Here is a 17,401-nt window from a genome sequence, read left to right as displayed (position 1 = left end):
ATCGGACGTCTAAGATTTCCCCGTGCCGCTCTACGCCGCGTACGGATCGAACATGGATCCCGAGCAGATGCAGAAACGCGCGCCCCATTCGCCGATGGCCGGAACCGGCTGGCTGCACGGCTGGCGATTGACCTTCGGCGGCGAGGACATCGGCTGGGAGGGCGCGCTGGCCAGCGTCGTCGAGGACCCGGATTCGAAGGTGTTCGTCGTCCTCTACGACATGACACCCGCGGATGAGCGCAACCTGGACCGCTGGGAGGGCTCGGAATTCGGCGTCCACAAGAAGATCCGGTGCCGAGTCGAGCGCATCTCCTCGGACACCGACACCGACCCGGTGCTGGCGTGGCTGTACGTCCTGGACGCCTGGGAGGGCGGGATGCCGTCGGCGCGGTACCTGGGCGTGATGGCCGACGCCGCCGAAATCGCCGGGGCGCCAAGCGAATACGTGCACTGGCTGCGGACCCGCCCGGCAAGCAACATCGGTCCGGGAACCGGCGCCTGACCGGGCTCCCCACGACGCCGGTGAAAAATCGTTCGCCCCGCGGCGATCGGCAGGGTAGACAGACAGACCGATGATGCGCCCCGAACCAGGGGTGCAGCCCAGGGAAGGAAAATCGGCTGTCCATTCTGTCCATACCGCTGGTCGCCGACGCGGCGGCGCGCGCCTTCGCCGCCACCGTCAACCCCGCCCCCAAACCCGCCGTGCGCTTCCCGGAATTCGCCGGCCGCACCTCTGAGGCCACCATCGATACCCGGCACGGCCCGGTATCCGCGACCGTCTACCACCCACCGGCGGTGACGAACCCGCCCGTCTACGTCAACGTGCACGGCGGCGGGTTCGTGGTCGGACACCCCGAACAGGACGATCCGTGGTGCCGATACCTGGCCGCCAACGCGGGCGTAATGGTGATCAATCCCGACTATGTCCAGGCGCCCCGGCACCGGTTTCCGGCCGCGGTGCATCAGATCTACGACGTCGTCTGCTGGGCGGCCGGCCCCGGCCGCGACTGGGACGGCACCCGGCTGTGCGTCGGCGGTCAAAGCGCGGGCGGCAACCTCAGCGCCGCGGCGGCGCGGCTCGCGCTGGAAAACGGCGGCCCCGACATAGCGCTGCAGGTGCTGCACTACGCGCCGCTGGATTTGGTCACGCCCAGCCGAGACAAGCCATCCACCCTGGGCCGCCGCGCCATCATGAAGCCGTGGATGAGCGAGGTCTTCGACACCGCCTACATCCCCGAGCGGGCGCGGCGGCGCGACCGGTTGGCCTCGCCCGCCTGGGGTGACAACGCCGACGACATCGCAGGTATCGCGCCCGCGCTGGTCGTGACGGCCGAGCACGATCGGCTGCGCGACGAATCCCGCAGGTACGCAGGGAAACTCGGCGCCATCGGAGCGCTAGTGGAGTACCACGAAGTGGCCGGCGTAGACCACGGCTACAACATCATGAGCGACGCCGGCGACATCACGCGGCGCACCTACGCCCGCATCGCCGAACACGTCGTCCGCGCCACCGGCGGCTAGGAGCGCTCGAACGCCGCCGACTGCTCGACGATGTTCGTCATCACGCGCACCCCGATCGGCAGGGCCCGCTCGTCGAGATTGAACGTCGGCTGGTGCAGGTCCAGCTGCGGTCCCACCCCGGGCCACACCCCTAAGCGGGCCATCGCACCGGGAACCTCCTCCAGGTACCAGGAGAAGTCCTCGCCACCGCCGGACTGGCGGGTGTCGGCCAGCGCGTCGGGGCCGATCGACTCGATCGCGTGGGTGAGGATGCGGGTCGAGATGTCCTCGTTGACCACCGGCGGCACGCCGCGCCGGTATTGCAGCGTGTGCTCGATGGCCAGCGGCGCCAGCAGCCCGGACACCGTCTCGCGAATGATCTCCTCCAAGCCCACCCAGGTCTGCCGGCTCGCGGTGCGCACGGTGCCGGCCAGCACGCCCGTCTGCGGGATGGCGTTGGCGGCCACGCCGGCGTTGACCGCGCCCCAGACCAGCACGGTGCCGTTGCGCGGGTCGATGCGCCGCGACAACACCCCGGGCAGCCCGGTGATCAGCGTGCCCAGCCCGTACACCAGGTCGGCGGTCAGGTGCGGCCGCGACGTGTGCCCGCCGGGTGAATACAGCGTGATCTCGATCTGGTCGGCCGCCGAGGTGATGGGGCCGTGCCGGACCGCGACCTTGCCGACCTCCAGCCGGGGGTCGCAGTGCAGGGCGAAAATCCGCGACACCCCGGTGATGGCGCCGGCCGCGATGGCGTCGATCGCCCCGCCCGGCATCAGCTCCTCGGCCGCCTGAAAGATCAGCCGCACCCCGACCGGCAGCTCGGGCACCGACGCCAGCACCAGCGCGGTGGCCAGCAGGATCGCGGTGTGCGCGTCGTGACCGCACGCATGCGCCACATTCGGCATGTTGGAGGCGTACGGGGCGCCGGTGAGCTCGGCCATCGGCAGGGCGTCCATGTCGGCGCGCAGCGCGATCCTGGGCTCGTGCTCGGGGCCCATGTCGCAGACCAGCCCCGTTCCGCCGGGCAACACCTTCGGGTTGAGCCCGGCTTCGGCCAGCCGCTCGGCGACGAACTGGGTGGTGGCGTACTCCTGGCGGCCCAGCTCGGGATAGCGGTGAATGTGCCGGCGCCATTCGACCAGGTCGTCGTGGTGGGTGGCCAGCCAGGCATCGGCGGCGTCGACCAGGCTCATGATTGCGCCCCGCCGCGCCTGCGTTCCCGCGCGTCCAGCACCCGATCGCGTTGGGCGGGCGTCTGGGCCAGCTGAACCACCGTGCGCGCCAACATGATTGCGCCCTCGACCACGGCGCGGTCGGCGCTGGGGCCGGCGGCGGCCTCGGCGAAGGCGCGCTGGTGAACCATCGCACCGCCGGCGTCGACCCCGACCACCGGGTGGATCCCCGGCAGCAACTGCGTCACGTTGCCCATGTCGGTGCTGCCCATCGGCAGCGCCGCCTCGTACTCGCGGGCCACCGGCTCGCGGCCGAGCCGGCACATCTCGTCGCGGAAGGTGTCGGCCAGCCATTGGTCGGGCTTCAGCTCGTCATACGGCGGTGCGGGGTTGTCGATCTCGTATTCGCAGCCGGTGGCCAGCGCGCCCGCGGCGAAGCAGGCGTACATCCGGCCCTCCAGCTCGCGCAGCGAATCCGCCTCGACCGCGCGCATCGCGTACTCGAGCGTCGCGTGCCCGGGGATGACGTTGACCGCCTGGCCGCCATTGGTGACGATCCCGTGCACCAGCTGCCCGGGCGCCAGCTGCTGGCGCAGCAACCCGATGGCCACCTGGGCGACGGTGACCGCGTCGACGGCGTTGATGCCCTGGTGGGGCGCGACGGCCGCGTGGGATTCCTTGCCGCGGTAGTTCACCGTCGCCTCGGACAGGGCCAGCGAGCGGGCCGCGGCGATGTCGGCCGGCCCGGGGTGGAGCATGACCGCCGCGGCGATGTCGTCGAACACCCCGGCCTTCAGCAGCAGCGCCTTGCCGCCGCCGGCCTCCTCGGCCGGCGTGCCCAGCAGCGACACCCGCAGCCCCAGGTCGTCGGCCACCTCGGCCAGCGCCAGCGCGGTGCCCACCGCCGACGCCGCGATGATGTTGTGGCCGCAGGCGTGGCCGATCTCGGGCAGGGCGTCGTACTCGGCGCAGATCCCGATGGTCAGCGGCCCGCTGCCGAAGTCGGCGCGAAAGGCGGTGTCCAGCCCGCCGGCGGCCGCGGTGATCTCGAAGCCGCGCTCGGCGACCAGTGCCTGCGCCTTGGCGCAGCTGCGATGCTCGGCGAAGGCCAGCTCAGGCTCGCCATGGATGTCATGAGACAACTCGACAAGGTCGGCACCACGCCGCCGCACGACATCTTCAACGCTGTCTAACGGGGTTAGGGGCACTCTCGCAGTATGTCGCAGTGTGTGATCAGGGCCCAACCCCGCCGGGCTACACCAGCCCGGCGATGAATCCCGCCGCCTGGCCGGGGTACGGCGGTACGGAGTAGTCGTGGTGCGCATCGCGGTCGCGGCCACCGACGACGCAGACGGGATCGCCCTCGCTGCACAGGTCGATGGCGCGGCCGGCGAACGCACCCGTCGACGACAGCGGCGTGTTGAAGCGGTTGCCGGGGTTGCCGAACACCGCGACCGCCCGGATCTTGCTGGCCAGTCCGGGATCCAGCGCCGGAGCCGAGCCGAAGTTGCCGATGCGCTGGCCCACCGGCGGCACCCCCGCGAGCATCGAGACCGCGGCGGCGCCCTGCGAAAAGCCGCCCAGCACCAGCCGCGTCGACGGGCACTGGTCGACCATCTGCGCGATGTGGTCGCGCGCGTCGTTCGCGCCGTCGGCGGTGGTCAGGAAGTTGTAGCTGGCCGGGTAGTTCACCGCGTAGGAGTCGACGTTGCGCGATCCCAGCGCGGGCTGCAGCGCGCCGAACAGCGCGTCGCCCACGACGCCCAGGCCGGGCGGCTCGGCGGTACCGCGGACGAAGATGAGTTGCACGTCCGGGCAGTCCGCCTTCGCCGACGGCGCCGGGCCGAATGTGATCGAAACCACCGACAGCACAACGGCGACGGCTACTCCCATGACCGGGCCAACCACCGGCCACCTACGAAGATTCATACGGCAGATCCTGACATATACCGGGGACACCTCCCCACCGATAGGCTCCCGCTGTGACCCAAACCCCATCCGACCCAGGCGACCTCGCGCGCCGGGCGGCCGAGGTCATCGCCGAACGCACCGGAATCGCCGAGCACGACGTCGCCATCGTGCTCGGATCGGGCTGGCCCCCGGCCGTCGCCGCGCTCGGCACCCCCACCGCCGTGCTGCCGCAGGCCGAGATCCCCGGGTTCAGGCCGCCCACCGCTGTCGGGCACACCGGCGAGCTGTTGTCGATGCGCATCGGTGCGCACCGGGTGCTGGTGCTGGTCGGGCGCATCCACGCCTACGAGGGCCACGACCTGTCTCACGTCGTGCACTCGGTGCGGGCGGCCTGCGCGGCTGGCGTGCGCGCGGTTGTGCTCACCAACGCGGCGGGCGGCCTGCGCCCGGACATGGCCGTCGGCGAACCCGTGCTGATCAGCGACCACCTGAACCTGACCGCCCGTTCCCCGTTGGTCGGCCCCCAGTTCGTGGACCTCACCGACGCCTACTCCCCGCGGCTGCGCGCACAAGCCCGTCAGGCCGACCCGACGCTGACCGAGGGCGTCTACGCCGGGCTGCCCGGCCCGCACTACGAGACGCCCGCGGAGATCCGGATGCTGCGCACGCTGGGCGCCGACCTGGTCGGCATGTCCACGGTGCACGAGACCATCGCGGCCCGCGCCGCGGGCGCCGAGGTGCTTGGGGTGTCGCTGGTGACCAACCTGGCCGCCGGGATCAGCGGCGAGCCGCTGAGCCACACAGAGGTGCTGGCCGCCGGCGCCGCGGCGGCCACCCGGATGGGGGCGCTGCTGGTCATGATTCTCGAGCAGCTCCCCCGATTCTGAGCCCATGACGCCCGAGGAGTGGATCGCCCACGATCCCGACCCGGCGACGGCAGCCGAGCTCGCCGCGTGCGATCCGGACGAACTCGCCGCGCGGTTCGCCCGCCCCCTGCGGTTCGGCACGGCGGGCCTGCGCGGCCCGGTGCGCGGCGGACCCGACGCCATGAACGTCGCGGTGGTGTCGCGGGCCAGCTGGGCCGTGGCGCAGGTGCTGATCGGCCGCGGCCTGCACGGCTCGTCGGTGATCGTGGGACGCGATGCCCGGCACGGCTCGGCGGTGTTCGCCACGGTGACGGCCGAAGTTCTTGCTGCCCACGGGTTTTCCGTGCTACTCCTGCCCGGTCCGGTGCCCACCCCGGTGGTGGCGTTCGGGGTGCGACACACCGGCGCAGCCGCCGGGATCCAGATCACCGCCTCGCATAACCCGCCCGCCGACAACGGCTACAAGGTGTACCTGGACGGCGGCATCCAGATCGTCTCCCCCACCGACCGCGAGATCGAAGCCGCGATGGCCGCCGCCCCGCTTGCCGACCAGATCGGCAGGGCCCCGGTCGAACCCGCCCGCACCGATCTCGTCGAGCGCTACATCGAGCGGGCGGCCGGGTTGCGGCGCGGTACCGGTTCGGTGCGGGTGGCGTTGACCGCGCTGCACGGGGTGGGCGGCGCGGTCGCCGTCGAGACGTTGCACCGCGCGAAGATCACCGAAGTGCACTCCGTCGCAAGCCAATTCGCGCCGGACCCAAACTTCCCGACGGTCGCGTTCCCCAACCCCGAGGAACCCGGCGCCGCCGACGCGCTGCTGGCCATGGCCGACGACGTCGGCGCCGACGTGGCGATCGCGCTGGACCCCGACGCCGACCGGTGCGCCGTAGGCATTTCGGACGCAGGCCGGTGGCGGATGCTGTCGGGCGACGAAACCGGTTGGCTGCTAGGCGATTACCTGCTGTCCACGACCCGGCCGGACACTCCGGTGGTGGCCAGCACGCTGGTGTCGTCGCGGATGCTGTCGGCCATCGCCGCGCGCCACGGCGCCGTCCACGTCGAAACCCTCACCGGCTTCAAATGGCTGGCCCGCGCCGACGCGAAAGTGCCGGGCGGCACGCTGATCTACGCCTACGAGGAGGCGATCGGGCACTGCGTCGACCCGGCGGCCGTCCGCGACAAGGACGGCATCAGCGCCGCGGTGCTGGTGTGCGACCTGGTGGCCGCGTTGAAGGCGCGCAACCACACCGTGCCCGATGCCCTCGACGAGCTGGCCCGGCGATACGGGGTGCACGACGTCGCCGCGGTGTCGCGCCGGGTCGCCGATGCGGGCGAGGCCGTCGAACTCATGCGGCGGTGGCGGGCAGACCCGCCGAACGCTCTGGCGGGCTACACCGCGAGCCTCACCGATATCACCGACGCGCTGATCTTCACCGGCGGCGACGACGACACGTCGATCAGGCTGGTGGTGCGGACTTCCGGGACCGAGCCGAAGTTGAAGTGCTACTTGGAGATTCGCTGCGCCGTGTACGACGACCTGGACTCTTCGCGGCGGCGCGCCCACGCCCTGCGCGACGAGCTGGTCGCTGCGGTGCAGAGCTGGTGAACAGGTTGGGCCCGAATTGGCGGTCACCGGCGTCGCCGAGGCCCGGCACGATAAAGGCCGCCTTGTTCAGACCCTTGTCGACCGCGGCGGTGAACACCCGCGCGCCCGGCGCCGCTTTGCTCACCGCCGCAATGCCTTCCGGGGCCGCCACCACACAGAGCACGGTGATATCCGTTGCGCCGCGGCGCGCCAACAGGTCGATCGCGTGCACCATCGACCCGCCGGTGGCCAGCATGGGATCCAGGACGATCACCGGCCTGCGCGCGAGCTTGTCGGGCAGCGCCTCCAGATACGGCACCGGCAAATGGGTTTCCTCGTTGCGGGCGACACCGACGAAGCCCACCTCCGCGTCCGGTATCGCCGCTTGCGCCGCCTCGACCATGCCCAGCCCCGCCCGCAGCACCGGCACCAGCAGCGGGGGCCTGACCAGGCGCGTCCCGACGGCCGGGGCCACCGGGGTGCGGATCTTCACCGACTTTCGCGGCGCATCCCGGCTGGCTTCGTAGACCAGCATCAGCGTCAGCTCGTGCAGCGCGGCGCGAAATCCGGCGGTATCGGTGCGTTCGTCGCGCAGCACCGTCAGCCGGGCGGCGACCAACGGGTGGTCGACGACGACGCACATTTCCATGGGGTCGAGGGTATATAACGATCGAGCAAAGCCCTTCTGACACGCTCGCGTCCGTCCCGAAAGGCACCCACGCCCGTTCCTATACTCCGGGCGTGTTGCGCGAAATTCGAAGTCCGAGAAGGCTGATCGGCGGGACGTACCGGAGCCTGCGGATACTGGGCGCCTTGGCGCTGGTGGCACTGGCGGCCAGCCCGTTGACCCCGCGCATAGGCCTTGCGGCAGCGGCCATTCCGCAACCGGCACACGTCGTGATCGTGGTCGAGGAGAACCGCTCCGAGAACAGCATCATCGGCAACAAGTCGTCGCCCTTCATCACCACGCTGGCCGCGAACGGCGCCAACATGACCCAGTCGTTCGCCGAAACCCATCCCAGCGAACCGAATTACCTGGCGCTGTTCGCCGGCAACACATTCGGCGTAACCAAGGACCTGTGCCCGGTCAACGGCGGCGCCGCGCCGAACCTCGGCTCCGAATTGCTCGCCGCGGGCTACACATTCGTCGGTTTCGCCGAGGGCCTGCCGGCGGCCGGATCACCGGTCTGCAGCGCGGGCAAGTACGCGCGCAAGCATGTGCCCTGGGCCAACTTCACCAATGTGCCGGCGGCGAACTCGCTGCCGTTCTCCGCGTTCCCGAGGGGCAACTACTCCAGCCTGCCGACCGTCTCCTTCGTCATCCCCGACAACGACGACAACATGCACGACGGCTCGATCGCGCAGGCCGACTCCTGGCTGAACCGCGAGCTGTCCGGGTATGCGAACTGGGCGGTGGCCAACAACAGCCTGCTGATCGTGACGTTCGACGAGGACGACAACGGCAGCCGCAACCAAATCCCCACCGTGTTCTACGGCGCCCACGTCCGTCCCGGCAACTACAGCGAACAGATCAACCACTACAACGTGCTCTCCACCGTGGAGCAGATGTACGGATTGCCCAAGACGGGCTACGCCGCCAACGCCGCACCCATCACCGATATCTGGGGCTAGTCCCGATGGTGGCGACCCGCTTCGCCCGGCTCCGCCGCGCTCGCGATCGCCACTAGTCCCGATGGTGGCGACCCGCTTCGCCCGGCTCCGCCGCGCTCGCGATCGCCACTAGTCCCGATAGCCCGACGACGGGCACGTTCGGAAGTCGTCGCTATTCTGTGCCGCATGGTTGCTGACCTCGTGCCCATCCGCCTGAGCCTGTCCGAAGGTGACCGCTACACCGTGTGGGCACCCCGCTGGCGCGACTCCGGCGACGAGTGGGAGGCGTTCCTGGGCAAGGACGAGGACCTGTTCGGGTTCTCCACCGTCGCCGACCTGGTCGCGTTCGTGCGTTCGGATGACGACAACGACCTGACCGACCACCCGGCGTGGAAGGAGCTGCGGGCGGCGCACGCGCACACGTTCGAGCCGGCCGCCGACAAGCAGTTCGACCTGGTCGCCGTCGAGGAGCTGGTGGCGGAGAAGCCCACCGCGGAGTCGGTGTCCGCGCTGGCCGGCACGCTGTCGATCGTGTCGTCCATCGGATCGGTGTGCGAGCTGGCGGCGGTGTCAAAGTTCTTCAACGGAAACCCCAGCCTGGGCACCGTGTCCGGCGGAATCGAGCACTTCACCGGCAAGGCCGGCGCCAAGCGCTGGAACGCGATCGCCGAGGTGATCGGGCGCAGCTGGGACGACGTGCTCGCCGCGATCGACGACATCGTCAGCACCCCCGACGTGGACTCCAAGCTTTCCGACAAGGCCGCCGACGAACTGGCCGAGGAGCGCGAGGAGGAAGAGCCGGAGGAGGACACCGGCACCGCCGAGGACGCCGTCGAGGAAGAGGCCCCCGAGGAAGCCGCGGAGGACGAGGACGAGGCGCAGGACGACGACACCGACGACGAGCCCGACCGCGCGACCGGCGACACCGTCGTGCTGGGCAGCGACAAGGACTTCTGGCTGCAGGTGGGCATCGATCCGATTCGGATCATGACGAGTTCTGGCACCTTCTACACGCTGCGCTGCTACCTGGACGACCAGCCGATCTTCCTGGGTCGCAACGGGCGCATCAGCGTCTTCACGTCCGAGCGTGCGCTGGCCCGCTACCTGGCCGACGAGCACGACCACGACCTGGCCGACCTGAGCACCTACGACGACATCCGCACCGCCGCGACCGACGGCTCGCTGGCGGTCGAGATCACCGACGACAACATCTACGTGCTCAGCGGGCTGGCCGACGACCTGGCCGACGGACCGGACGCCGTGGATCGCGAGCAGCTGGAACTGGCCGTCGAGGTGCTCCGCGACATCGGCGACTACTCCGAGGAGAGCACCGTCGATAAGGCCCTCGACACGAGCAAGCAGCTGGGCAAGCTGGTGGCCGCCGTGCTCGAGCCCGACTCGGTCACCAAGCCGTCGCCGCCGTACGCCGCGGCGGTGCGCGAGTGGGAGAAACTCGAGCAGTTCGTCGACGGACGGCTGCGCCGCGAGTAGCACCGTCGTTGACGCGATAGGTTGGGTGACGTGTCGCTTCCCGGTATCGGCCCGCTACCTCTGTACGGGTTCCAGCGTCCGGGCTTGTTGCTGTTCGGCTTGGTGCCCCTTGCCCTGCTGGCCGTCTACGTCCTGGTCCAGGCGCGGCGCCGCCAGCGGCTGCACCGCTACACCGACACCCCCGTGGCGCAATCGCCGTGGCGGCACCTTCCGATCGCCGTGTCGCTGCTGTGCCTGGCGCTGTTGACCATCGCCCTGGCCACCCCCACCCACGACATGCGCATCCCGCGCAACCGCGCCGTCATCATGCTGGTGATCGACATGTCGCAGTCCATGCGGGCGACCGACGTCCAACCCAACCGGCTCAAGGCCGCCGAACAGGCCGCCACCCAGTTCGCCGGCCAGCTCACGCCGGGCATCAACCTCGGGCTGGTCGGATTCGCCGGCACGCCGTATTTGCTGGTGCCGCCGACCCCGCAGCACCAGGCCACCATCGACGCGCTGAAGAAGCTGGATTTCGCCGACAGCACCGCCACCGGCGAAGCGATCTTCACCGCCCTGCACGCGATCAGCGCCACCGCGGTCGCCGGCGGTGACAAACCGCCGCCGGCCCGCATCGTGCTGCTCTCCGACGGCGGCGAGAACAAGCCCTCCAATCCCAGCGATCCGCACGACGGCGTCTACACCGCGGCGCGGCTGGCCAAGGACGAGGGCGTGCCCATCTCGACGATCTCCTTCGGGACCAAGGGCGGCGAAATCGAGATGGACGGGCGGCGCATCGCCGTCCCGGTCTCGACCGACCAGATGAAGACGGTCGCCAAGCTGTCCGGCGGACAGTCCTACACCGCCACCACCCTCGGCGAGCTGGAAAAGAGCTACAACGCCATCGAGAACGAGATCGGCTACCGGACCGTGCCGGGGCCGGGCAGCGCCGGCTGGCTGCGGCTCGCCGTGCTGACCGCCCTGATCGCGACGGCGCTGGCGCTGCTGATCAACCGGCGCCTGCCCAGCTGACCACTCAGGCGGGCAGCCTGCGGTTCAGCAGCAGACCGGCCAACATCGCGCCGGCCATGACGAAGGCGCCGAGCAGCATCCAGGCCATGCTCGCGTCGCCCTTCACGGTTTCGTAGCCGATCTGGCGCTGCAGCGTCGAGTACACGTTCTTCAGCGAGTCCAGGCTGTCGGCGTGGAAGGACTGGCCATCGGTGATCTCGCAGATCTTCTGCAGGGTCTGGTCGTCCACCGGAACCGGGATGGTGGCGCCCTCGTAGTCGACGGTGCCGTACGGGGTGCCGAACGAGATCGTCGAGATCTGCACGCCCCCGGTCTTGGCGGCCCGGGCCGCGGTGAACGCCCCCTGCGGGGCGTTGGGGTCCAGCGGCACGTTCTCGGCGCCGTCGGACTCCAGCACGATCCGCGCCGGCGGCGGGCCGTCGCCGCCGCCCATCACCGAACCCACCGTCGCGATCGCCTGCAAAGCGGTGAAAATGCCTTCGCCCGTAGCGGTTTTGGGCATCGGCTTGAGGCTGTCGATGCCCGCCTTCACCGCGCCGCGGTTGGTCGTCGGCGGCACCAGCAGCGTGGAGTTGGCCGCGAACTCCACCAGCCCCAGGTTGATCGCCGGGGTCAGCTGATCGGCGAATTGCTTGCCGGCCTCCTTGGCCGCGTCCAATCGGTTGGGCGGCACATCGGTGGAGGCCATCGACTCCGACACGTCGATCACCAGCATCACGACCGCCCGGTTGAGCGGGATCCGGACATCCGACGTCGGCCCGGCCATCGCGGTGGTGAGCAACACCAGCGAGACGGCCAGCAGGATGGTCGGCACGTGCCGCCACTTGCTGGGCCGCGGCGGCGCCACCCGCTCCAGCACCTCCATGTTCGCGAAGCGCAGCACCCGGCGACGACGGGCGAACTGCTGCACGACGTAGAGGCCGATCACCAGCAGCACGATCAGCAGGACCAGGAAGAACCAGGCGTTCTGGAAGCCCGTGAGCGACACCGGTCCCAGCAAGGGCACCTTCATGTCCAGCCACACTATGCGTCGATCGTGAGCGGTGCATGGACCGCCGCCGGGGACTACCCGGCGACGAGATCGCGGCGCTGGGTGAACTTGATGTCCAGGCTGCGCAGGTGGGTCTGCAGCCCGGCGTCCTGGACCGGAATCAGGTGGGCCGCCTCATCGGTCTCGTTGTAGTGGGCGTGCCACATGCCGGGCGGGGTGGTGAAGGCGCACCCGGCCCGCCAGTCGACCCGGGTGGGGTTGACGATGTCGCCGTGCTCGTCGAGGCGGGTGCCCAGCAGCGTGTAGCAGCCGGACTCCGGGGCATCGAGGATGAGGTCCAGCGCGACCGACTGGTGCCGGTGCGGGCGCTGCACCTGGTTGGGGGGCAGCACGCCGAACATGGCCCACAGCACGTGGGTGATGGTCAGCGTCTGCTCCTGGTTGGCGTTGGCCAGCAGCACGCTGACCCGGCTCTTGTCGTTGGCGCCCGGGCGCGAGGCGATCTCCTCCAGCTTGGCCACCGCGTCGGCGCGGCGGAACTTGGTCGCCGCAAACCGCGGCCGGGTGGCCTCGGCGCCCAGGTAGCGCATCAGCGGCTCGTCGTGCACCCAGTACATGGCGGTGTCGGTGGCGGCGTAGAACACCGAGTGGCTGCCGGCGGGCAGCGTCACGAAGTCGCCCTTCTCCCACTCGATCAGCCGGCCGTTGACCGCCGCGAAGCCCCGGCCGTAGAGCACGTAGTACAGCTGCGAGGTGGCGTTGGGACTGGTGTCGACCTGCTCCTGGGCGCGGATGCTGATGAAGTTGGCCAGCAGCGCCGGGCTGGTCGCCGCGCCGGTGTCGATACCCAGTTCGTCGGACAGATCCAGCGGGATCACGCCGGTCGGCGCGTCGAGGTAGATCTCGGGATCGAACCGCCGCAGCGGAACCGGCGGGACGTGCCCGGATCCGATCGGGTTGGCCGCCTTGGAGTACTCGAAGTATTCGGCCTGCTGCGCCCACTCCTCGAAACGGCCCTCGAACCCGAACTCGGCCACGTTGATCATCGGTGCCGGGATCGTCGGGTCCAGGTTCGGCGTCACCAACTGCTGGGGCATTTGCGCCTCCTCAACTCAGGGACTTTTTCGTATCTGAATAGTATTTATCTTGTATCTCAGTGTCAATCGCCGCAGGTAGCGGCCGGTGGTGTACGGTCGTGACCACCCTTGAGATACGACTTAGCTACCAGAAGAGGGCTCGCGTGGCAGCAAAGGACCCCCGGCCGGGCACGGCCAAGGACCGCGCGCTGGACTACGTCAAGGCGCGGGTCCTCACCGGCGAGTTTCCCGGCGGCGAGCTGATCAGCGAGGGCGACGTCGCCACCGCGCTCGGGATGTCGCGCACCCCGGTGCGCGAGGCGTTCCTGCGGCTGGAGGCCGAGGGGCTGTTGCGGCTCTATCCGCAGCGCGGCGCGCTGGTGGTCCCGGTCTCGCCCGACGAGGTGCGGGCGGTCATGGAGGCCCGGCTGGTACTGGAGCAGTTCGCGGCCGGCAAGGTGATCGGACGCGGCCCGGCCGTCTGCGCCGTGGTCTTCGAACGGCAATCGGGCGAGCTGCGCCGGCAGCGCGGCGCCGTGGCGGCGGCCGACTGGCGGGAGTTCCTGGAGTCCGACCGCGCCTTCCACGCCATCACCCTGGAAGAGTCGGGCAACGCCATCCTGTCGGCTTTCTACTCGACCCTGCGCGACCGCCAGATGCGGATGATCGGGGAATCGGCCCTGCGCGAACCCGATCGGGTGGCCACGATCATGGCCGAGCATCAAGGCATCGCGGAAGCGTTGCGCGACGGCGACTTACCGCGCGCACTGCGGGCGGTGCAGACCCACTTGGCCAGCACGGTGCGGGCCATGGGACTCTCGGTCCAGCCGGACCCGTTATGGACTACCGGATTTGGCGCGCGTGCCGCAGACTGATCGATAGCCCGGGGAAGCCGTGCCGGGCCCAAACGTGAGGGGGCACGATGACTTGGGCGATCTGCGCAGGAGTCCGCGATGCGATGACGAAAGCGGCCGTGGCCGCGGCGCTGTTCGGCATCGCCGCGACGGGTGTGGCCGTCCCGGCGAACGCGGCACCCACGCGCACACCCGTTGCGCCGCAAGATGATCCGGATCCCGGCCTTCCGACCAATCCGTCCGACCCCCGGTGTGCGGGGTTGCCGGGGCTGGCCCAGTGCCAGGGCGGCCCGTATGCGGGTCCGCCCACCGGCCCCGCGGACCTGAGCTGCATCAGCCAGCCCGCCGACCCGGTGTGCGCCGGCGGCCCGTACTCCCTGCCGCCGGCACAACCGCCGATGGCCCCGCCACCCCCTCCGCCGCCCATGCCGCTCGCTCCGCCGCCCATGCCGGTCGCACCCGAACCGCCGTCGGACCCCTCCATCGGGATGCCCGGGCACATCTAGCGAGGGACCGCCCCCGGCCTAACCGATCAACACGGCATAGCGCGGCTTGATCACCTCGTCGATGATCGCCAGGCGCTCGTCGAACGGGATGAACGCGGATTTCATCGCGTTGATGGTGAACCGCTCGAGGTCGCTCCAGCCGTAGCCGAAAGCCTCCACCAGCCGGTGCATTTCGCGGCTCATGAAGGTGTCGCTCATCAGCCGGTTGTCGGTGTTGACGGTCACCCGGAAGCGGGCGCGGGCCAGCAGGTCGAACGGATGCTCGGCGATGCTCTTGACGGCGCCGGTCTGCACGTTGGAGCTGGGGCACAGTTCCAGCGGAATTCGCTTGTCCCGCAGGATGGATGCCTGTTGACCCAGCCGGACTTGCCCGTCGTCGGACACCTCGATGTCGTCGACGATGCGCACCCCGTGGCCCAGCCGGTCCGCACCGCAGAAGGCGATCGCCTCGTGGATGGACGGCAGCCCGAACGCCTCACCGGCATGAATGGTGAAGCGGGCGTTGTGGTCTCGCAGGTAATCGAAGGCGTCCAGGTGCCGGGTGGGCGGGTTGCCGGCCTCGGCGCCGGCGATGTCGAATCCGACGACTCCCTTTTCCCGGAACCGGATCGCCAGCTCGGCGATCTCCCGGGACACCGCCGCGTGCCGCATCGCGGTCACCAACAGCCGCACCACGATCGGGCGATTCGAAGCCGCACTTGCCTTCTCGCCGTCGGCGAAGCCGGCCAGCACGGCGTCGACGATCGCATCGAAGGACAGCCCGCGGTCGATGTGCAGCTCGGGGGCGAACCTGACCTCGGCGTACACCACCGAATCCGCGGCCAGATCCTCCACGCACTCGTAGGCGACCCGATGCAGCGCCTCCGGTGTCTGCATCACGGCCACGGTGTGCGAGAACGGCTCCAGGTAGCGCTCCAGCGAGCCGCTGTGCGAACGGGTGCGAAACCACGTCGCCAGCTCGTCGACGTCGGTGGCGGGCAGCCCGTCGTAGCCGACCTGCCCGGCGATCTCCAGCACGGTCGACGGGCGTAGCCCGCCGTCCAGGTGATCGTGCAGCAAGGCCTTGGGGGCCTTTCTGATCTGCTCCAGCCCTAGCGGTGCGGTCATGTGACGATCCGATCGATGATCAGCGGTCGGGAGGCCGGTGGTGTGCGGTCGACGCTCCATCCGCCGTCCAGCTCGGCGAGCGCGGCACCGAAGCGCTCCGGCGTGTCGGTGTAAAGGGTGAACAGCGGCTCACCGGCGGTGACCGGCTCGCCGGGGCGGCGGTGGATCCGGATACCCGCGCCCAACTGCACGCGTTCGCCCGGACGGGACCTGCCCGCGCCGAGCCGCCATGCCGCCAGCCCCACTGCCATCGCGTCGATATCGCCCATTGTGCCGCCCCGTGGGGCGATCACGGCCTCGGCATGCCCGGCTACGGGCAACGGCGCCGACAAATCGCCGCCCTGGGCCGCGATGAGCCGGCGGAACCGGTCCATCGCGGTGCCGTCGCGCAGCGTGTCGGCCGGATCGCGTTCGTCGATCCCGGCCAGTTCGAGCATCTCCGAGGCCAGCCGCAGCGTCAGCTCCACGACGTCGGGCGGGCCGCCGCCGGCCAGCACCTCGAGCGACTCGGCGACCTCCAGGGCATTGCCGACGGTCGCGCCCAGCGGGCGGTTCATGTCGGTCAGCAGCGCGCGGGTGGGCACGCCGTGCGCCGCGCCCAGCTCGACCATCGTGTGCGCGAGCTCGCGGCACTGCCGCTCGGAGTCCAGCAACGCCCCGGAGCCGACCTTCACGTCGAGCACCAGCGCGCCGGCCCCCTCGGCCAGCTTCTTGCTCATCACCGAGCTGGCGATCAGCGGCAGCGATTCGACCGTGGCGGTGATGTCGCGCAGCGCGTACAGCTTGGCGTCGGCCGGGGCCAGGTCACCGGCGGCGAAGATGGCCGCGCCGACCTCGCGCAGCTGATCGCGCACGCGCCGGTTGGACAGCTCGGCGCTGAACCCGGCGATGGATTCCAGTTTGTCCAGGGTGCCGCCGGTGTGGCCGAGCCCCCGACCGGACGCCTGCGGGACGGCGGCCCCACAGGCGGCGACGACGGGCACCAGCGGCAGGGTGATCTTGTCCCCCACCCCGCCGGTGGAATGCTTGTCGACCGTGGCCAGGCCCAGGTCGCCGAAGTCGAGCGTGTCGCCCGAGGCCAGCATCGCCGCCGTCCACCGGGCGGTCTCGGCGGGATCCATGCCGCGCAGCAGGATCGCCATCAGCAGCGCCGCCATCTGCTCCTCGGCCACCCGGCCGTCGGTGTAGGCGCCGATGACCCAGTCGATGGCGGCGTCGGACAACCGGCCGCCGTCGCGCTTGGTCCTGATCACCGTGGGCGCGTCGAACGCGGGGTGCATCAGCCGCGCCCCGCCGCCAGGTCGTCGGGGCCGAAGGCTTCGACCGGCAGGTCGCCGAGCCGACGCGGGCCGCCCGGGTGGTCGATCAGCAGCTCCGGGCCGCCGTGTTCGAGCAGCACCTGACGGCACCGCCCGCACGGCATCAGCACCGATCCGCGCCCGTCCACGCACGCCAGCGCCACCAGGCGGCCGCCGCCGGTGGAATGCAGGGCGCACACCACCGCGCATTCGGCACAGAGACCAAGGCCATATGAGATGTTCTCCACATTGCAACCGGTGACCACCCGGCCGTCGTCGACCAGCGCGGCCGCCCCGACCCGGAACCGCGAATAGGGTGCGTAGGCCCCCGCAGAGACATCGATTGCCTTGTCCCGCAACGTTTTCCAGTCGATCTCAGGCATAACGAAACCCCGCTCACCCATTGTCGATTCCGA

The 17,401-nt window shown here is 70.2% G+C and carries 17 protein-coding genes and 1 pseudogene; 9 read left to right on the top strand and 9 right to left on the bottom strand.

The window, feature by feature from the left end; genetic code table 11:
• Positions 1-22: 22 nt before the first annotated feature.
• Both A5732_RS00955 and A5732_RS00950 read left to right on the top strand, forming a co-directional pair.
• Positions 23-502 (top strand): gamma-glutamylcyclotransferase, encoded by a 480-nt coding sequence (locus A5732_RS00955; RefSeq protein ID WP_065052788.1) that lies wholly within the window; start codon positions 23-25, stop codon positions 500-502.
• Between the two features lie 200 nt (positions 503-702).
• Positions 703-1,521: an alpha/beta hydrolase gene (locus A5732_RS00950; protein ID WP_076054692.1), complete on the top strand. Its 819-nt coding sequence runs from the start codon at positions 703-705 to the stop codon at positions 1,519-1,521.
• Here A5732_RS00950 and A5732_RS00945 read toward each other — a convergent pair.
• Genes A5732_RS00945 through A5732_RS00935 form a run of 3 tightly spaced genes read right to left on the bottom strand, consistent with a single transcriptional unit; the run spans position 1,518 to position 4,544 of the window.
• Positions 1,518-2,696, bottom strand: a complete 1,179-nt coding sequence (locus A5732_RS00945; protein WP_064953058.1) for an amidohydrolase — start codon at positions 2,694-2,696, stop codon at positions 1,518-1,520. The two genes, A5732_RS00950 and A5732_RS00945, sit on opposite strands and share 4 nt — an antisense overlap.
• Positions 2,693-3,883: a M20 family metallopeptidase gene (locus tag A5732_RS00940; protein ID WP_076054690.1), complete on the bottom strand. Its 1,191-nt coding sequence runs from the start codon at positions 3,881-3,883 to the stop codon at positions 2,693-2,695. The genes A5732_RS00945 and A5732_RS00940 overlap by 4 nt, the downstream gene beginning before the upstream one ends.
• Before the next feature lie 46 nt (positions 3,884-3,929).
• A complete protein-coding gene (locus A5732_RS00935; RefSeq protein WP_170880097.1) occupies positions 3,930-4,544 on the bottom strand; it encodes a cutinase family protein in 615 nt (204 codons plus the stop codon).
• A gap of 113 nt (positions 4,545-4,657) precedes the next feature.
• Between A5732_RS00935 and A5732_RS00930 the strand changes: the two genes are divergently transcribed.
• A complete protein-coding gene (locus tag A5732_RS00930) occupies positions 4,658-5,473 on the top strand; it encodes a purine-nucleoside phosphorylase (RefSeq protein ID WP_076100046.1) in 816 nt (271 codons plus the stop codon).
• Positions 5,474-5,477: 4 nt separating this feature from the next.
• The gene (locus A5732_RS00925) at positions 5,478-7,058 is read left to right on the top strand and encodes a phospho-sugar mutase (protein WP_142256520.1); all 1,581 of its coding nucleotides are present in this window, start codon (positions 5,478-5,480) and stop codon (positions 7,056-7,058) included.
• Between the two features lie 7 nt (positions 7,059-7,065).
• On the opposite strand, the pseudogene upp reads toward A5732_RS00925, so the two are convergent.
• Positions 7,066-7,680, bottom strand: a pseudogene (gene upp / locus A5732_RS00920) (uracil phosphoribosyltransferase); the annotation flags it as partial.
• Positions 7,681-7,781: 101 nt separating this feature from the next.
• Between upp and A5732_RS00915 the strand changes: the two are divergent.
• From A5732_RS00915 to A5732_RS00905, 3 genes are all read left to right on the top strand, one after another.
• A complete protein-coding gene (locus A5732_RS00915; protein ID WP_436971808.1) occupies positions 7,782-8,669 on the top strand; it encodes an alkaline phosphatase family protein in 888 nt (295 codons plus the stop codon).
• Between the two features lie 165 nt (positions 8,670-8,834).
• Positions 8,835-10,139 (top strand): protein export chaperone SatS, encoded by a 1,305-nt coding sequence (satS, locus tag A5732_RS00910; protein ID WP_076100042.1) that lies wholly within the window; start codon positions 8,835-8,837, stop codon positions 10,137-10,139.
• Between the two features lie 30 nt (positions 10,140-10,169).
• Positions 10,170-11,153 carry a VWA domain-containing protein gene (locus A5732_RS00905; protein ID WP_076100040.1) on the top strand — a complete coding sequence of 328 codons (984 nt, stop codon included), beginning with the start codon at positions 10,170-10,172 and terminating at the stop codon, positions 11,151-11,153.
• Positions 11,154-11,157: 4 nt separating this feature from the next.
• Here the strand turns inward: A5732_RS00905 and A5732_RS00900 are convergent, their stop codons facing one another.
• Together A5732_RS00900 and A5732_RS00895 are read right to left on the bottom strand one after the other, a co-directional pair.
• Positions 11,158-12,165 (bottom strand): VWA domain-containing protein, encoded by a 1,008-nt coding sequence (locus tag A5732_RS00900; protein ID WP_076100038.1) that lies wholly within the window; start codon positions 12,163-12,165, stop codon positions 11,158-11,160.
• Between the two features lie 53 nt (positions 12,166-12,218).
• A complete protein-coding gene (locus tag A5732_RS00895) occupies positions 12,219-13,241 on the bottom strand; it encodes a cupin (RefSeq protein WP_076100036.1) in 1,023 nt (340 codons plus the stop codon).
• 143 nt (positions 13,242-13,384) lie between these two features.
• Between A5732_RS00895 and A5732_RS00890 the strand changes: the two genes are divergently transcribed.
• Together A5732_RS00890 and A5732_RS27205 are read left to right on the top strand one after the other, a co-directional pair.
• A complete protein-coding gene (locus tag A5732_RS00890; protein WP_076100034.1) occupies positions 13,385-14,095 on the top strand; it encodes a GntR family transcriptional regulator in 711 nt (236 codons plus the stop codon).
• A gap of 83 nt (positions 14,096-14,178) precedes the next feature.
• On the top strand, positions 14,179-14,580 hold the full coding sequence (locus A5732_RS27205; RefSeq protein ID WP_170880063.1) for a hypothetical protein: 402 nt from the start codon (positions 14,179-14,181) through the stop codon (positions 14,578-14,580).
• An 18-nt stretch (positions 14,581-14,598) separates the two neighbouring features.
• On the opposite strand, the gene A5732_RS00880 is transcribed toward A5732_RS27205, so the two are convergent.
• The 3 genes from A5732_RS00880 to A5732_RS00870 are packed head-to-tail and all read right to left on the bottom strand — an operon-like array spanning position 14,599 to position 17,368.
• Complete coding sequence (locus tag A5732_RS00880; protein WP_076053815.1) at positions 14,599-15,687, bottom strand: adenosine deaminase; 1,089 nt, start codon at positions 15,685-15,687, stop codon at positions 14,599-14,601.
• Positions 15,684-16,967, bottom strand: coding sequence for a thymidine phosphorylase (locus A5732_RS00875; protein ID WP_076100032.1), 1,284 nt, complete (start codon positions 16,965-16,967; stop codon positions 15,684-15,686). The genes A5732_RS00880 and A5732_RS00875 overlap by 4 nt, the downstream gene beginning before the upstream one ends.
• Complete coding sequence (locus A5732_RS00870; protein WP_076100030.1) at positions 16,967-17,368, bottom strand: cytidine deaminase; 402 nt, start codon at positions 17,366-17,368, stop codon at positions 16,967-16,969. The genes A5732_RS00875 and A5732_RS00870 overlap by 1 nt, the downstream gene beginning before the upstream one ends.
• Between the last annotated feature and the right edge of the window lie 33 nt (positions 17,369-17,401).

The sequence above is a fragment of the Mycobacterium colombiense genome (genome assembly GCF_001953985.1).
GTDB lineage: Bacteria > Actinomycetota > Actinomycetes > Mycobacteriales > Mycobacteriaceae > Mycobacterium > Mycobacterium colombiense_B.
The sequence above is the reverse complement of the archived record's forward strand: the minus strand, read 5'-3'. Positions and strand labels throughout refer to the sequence as shown.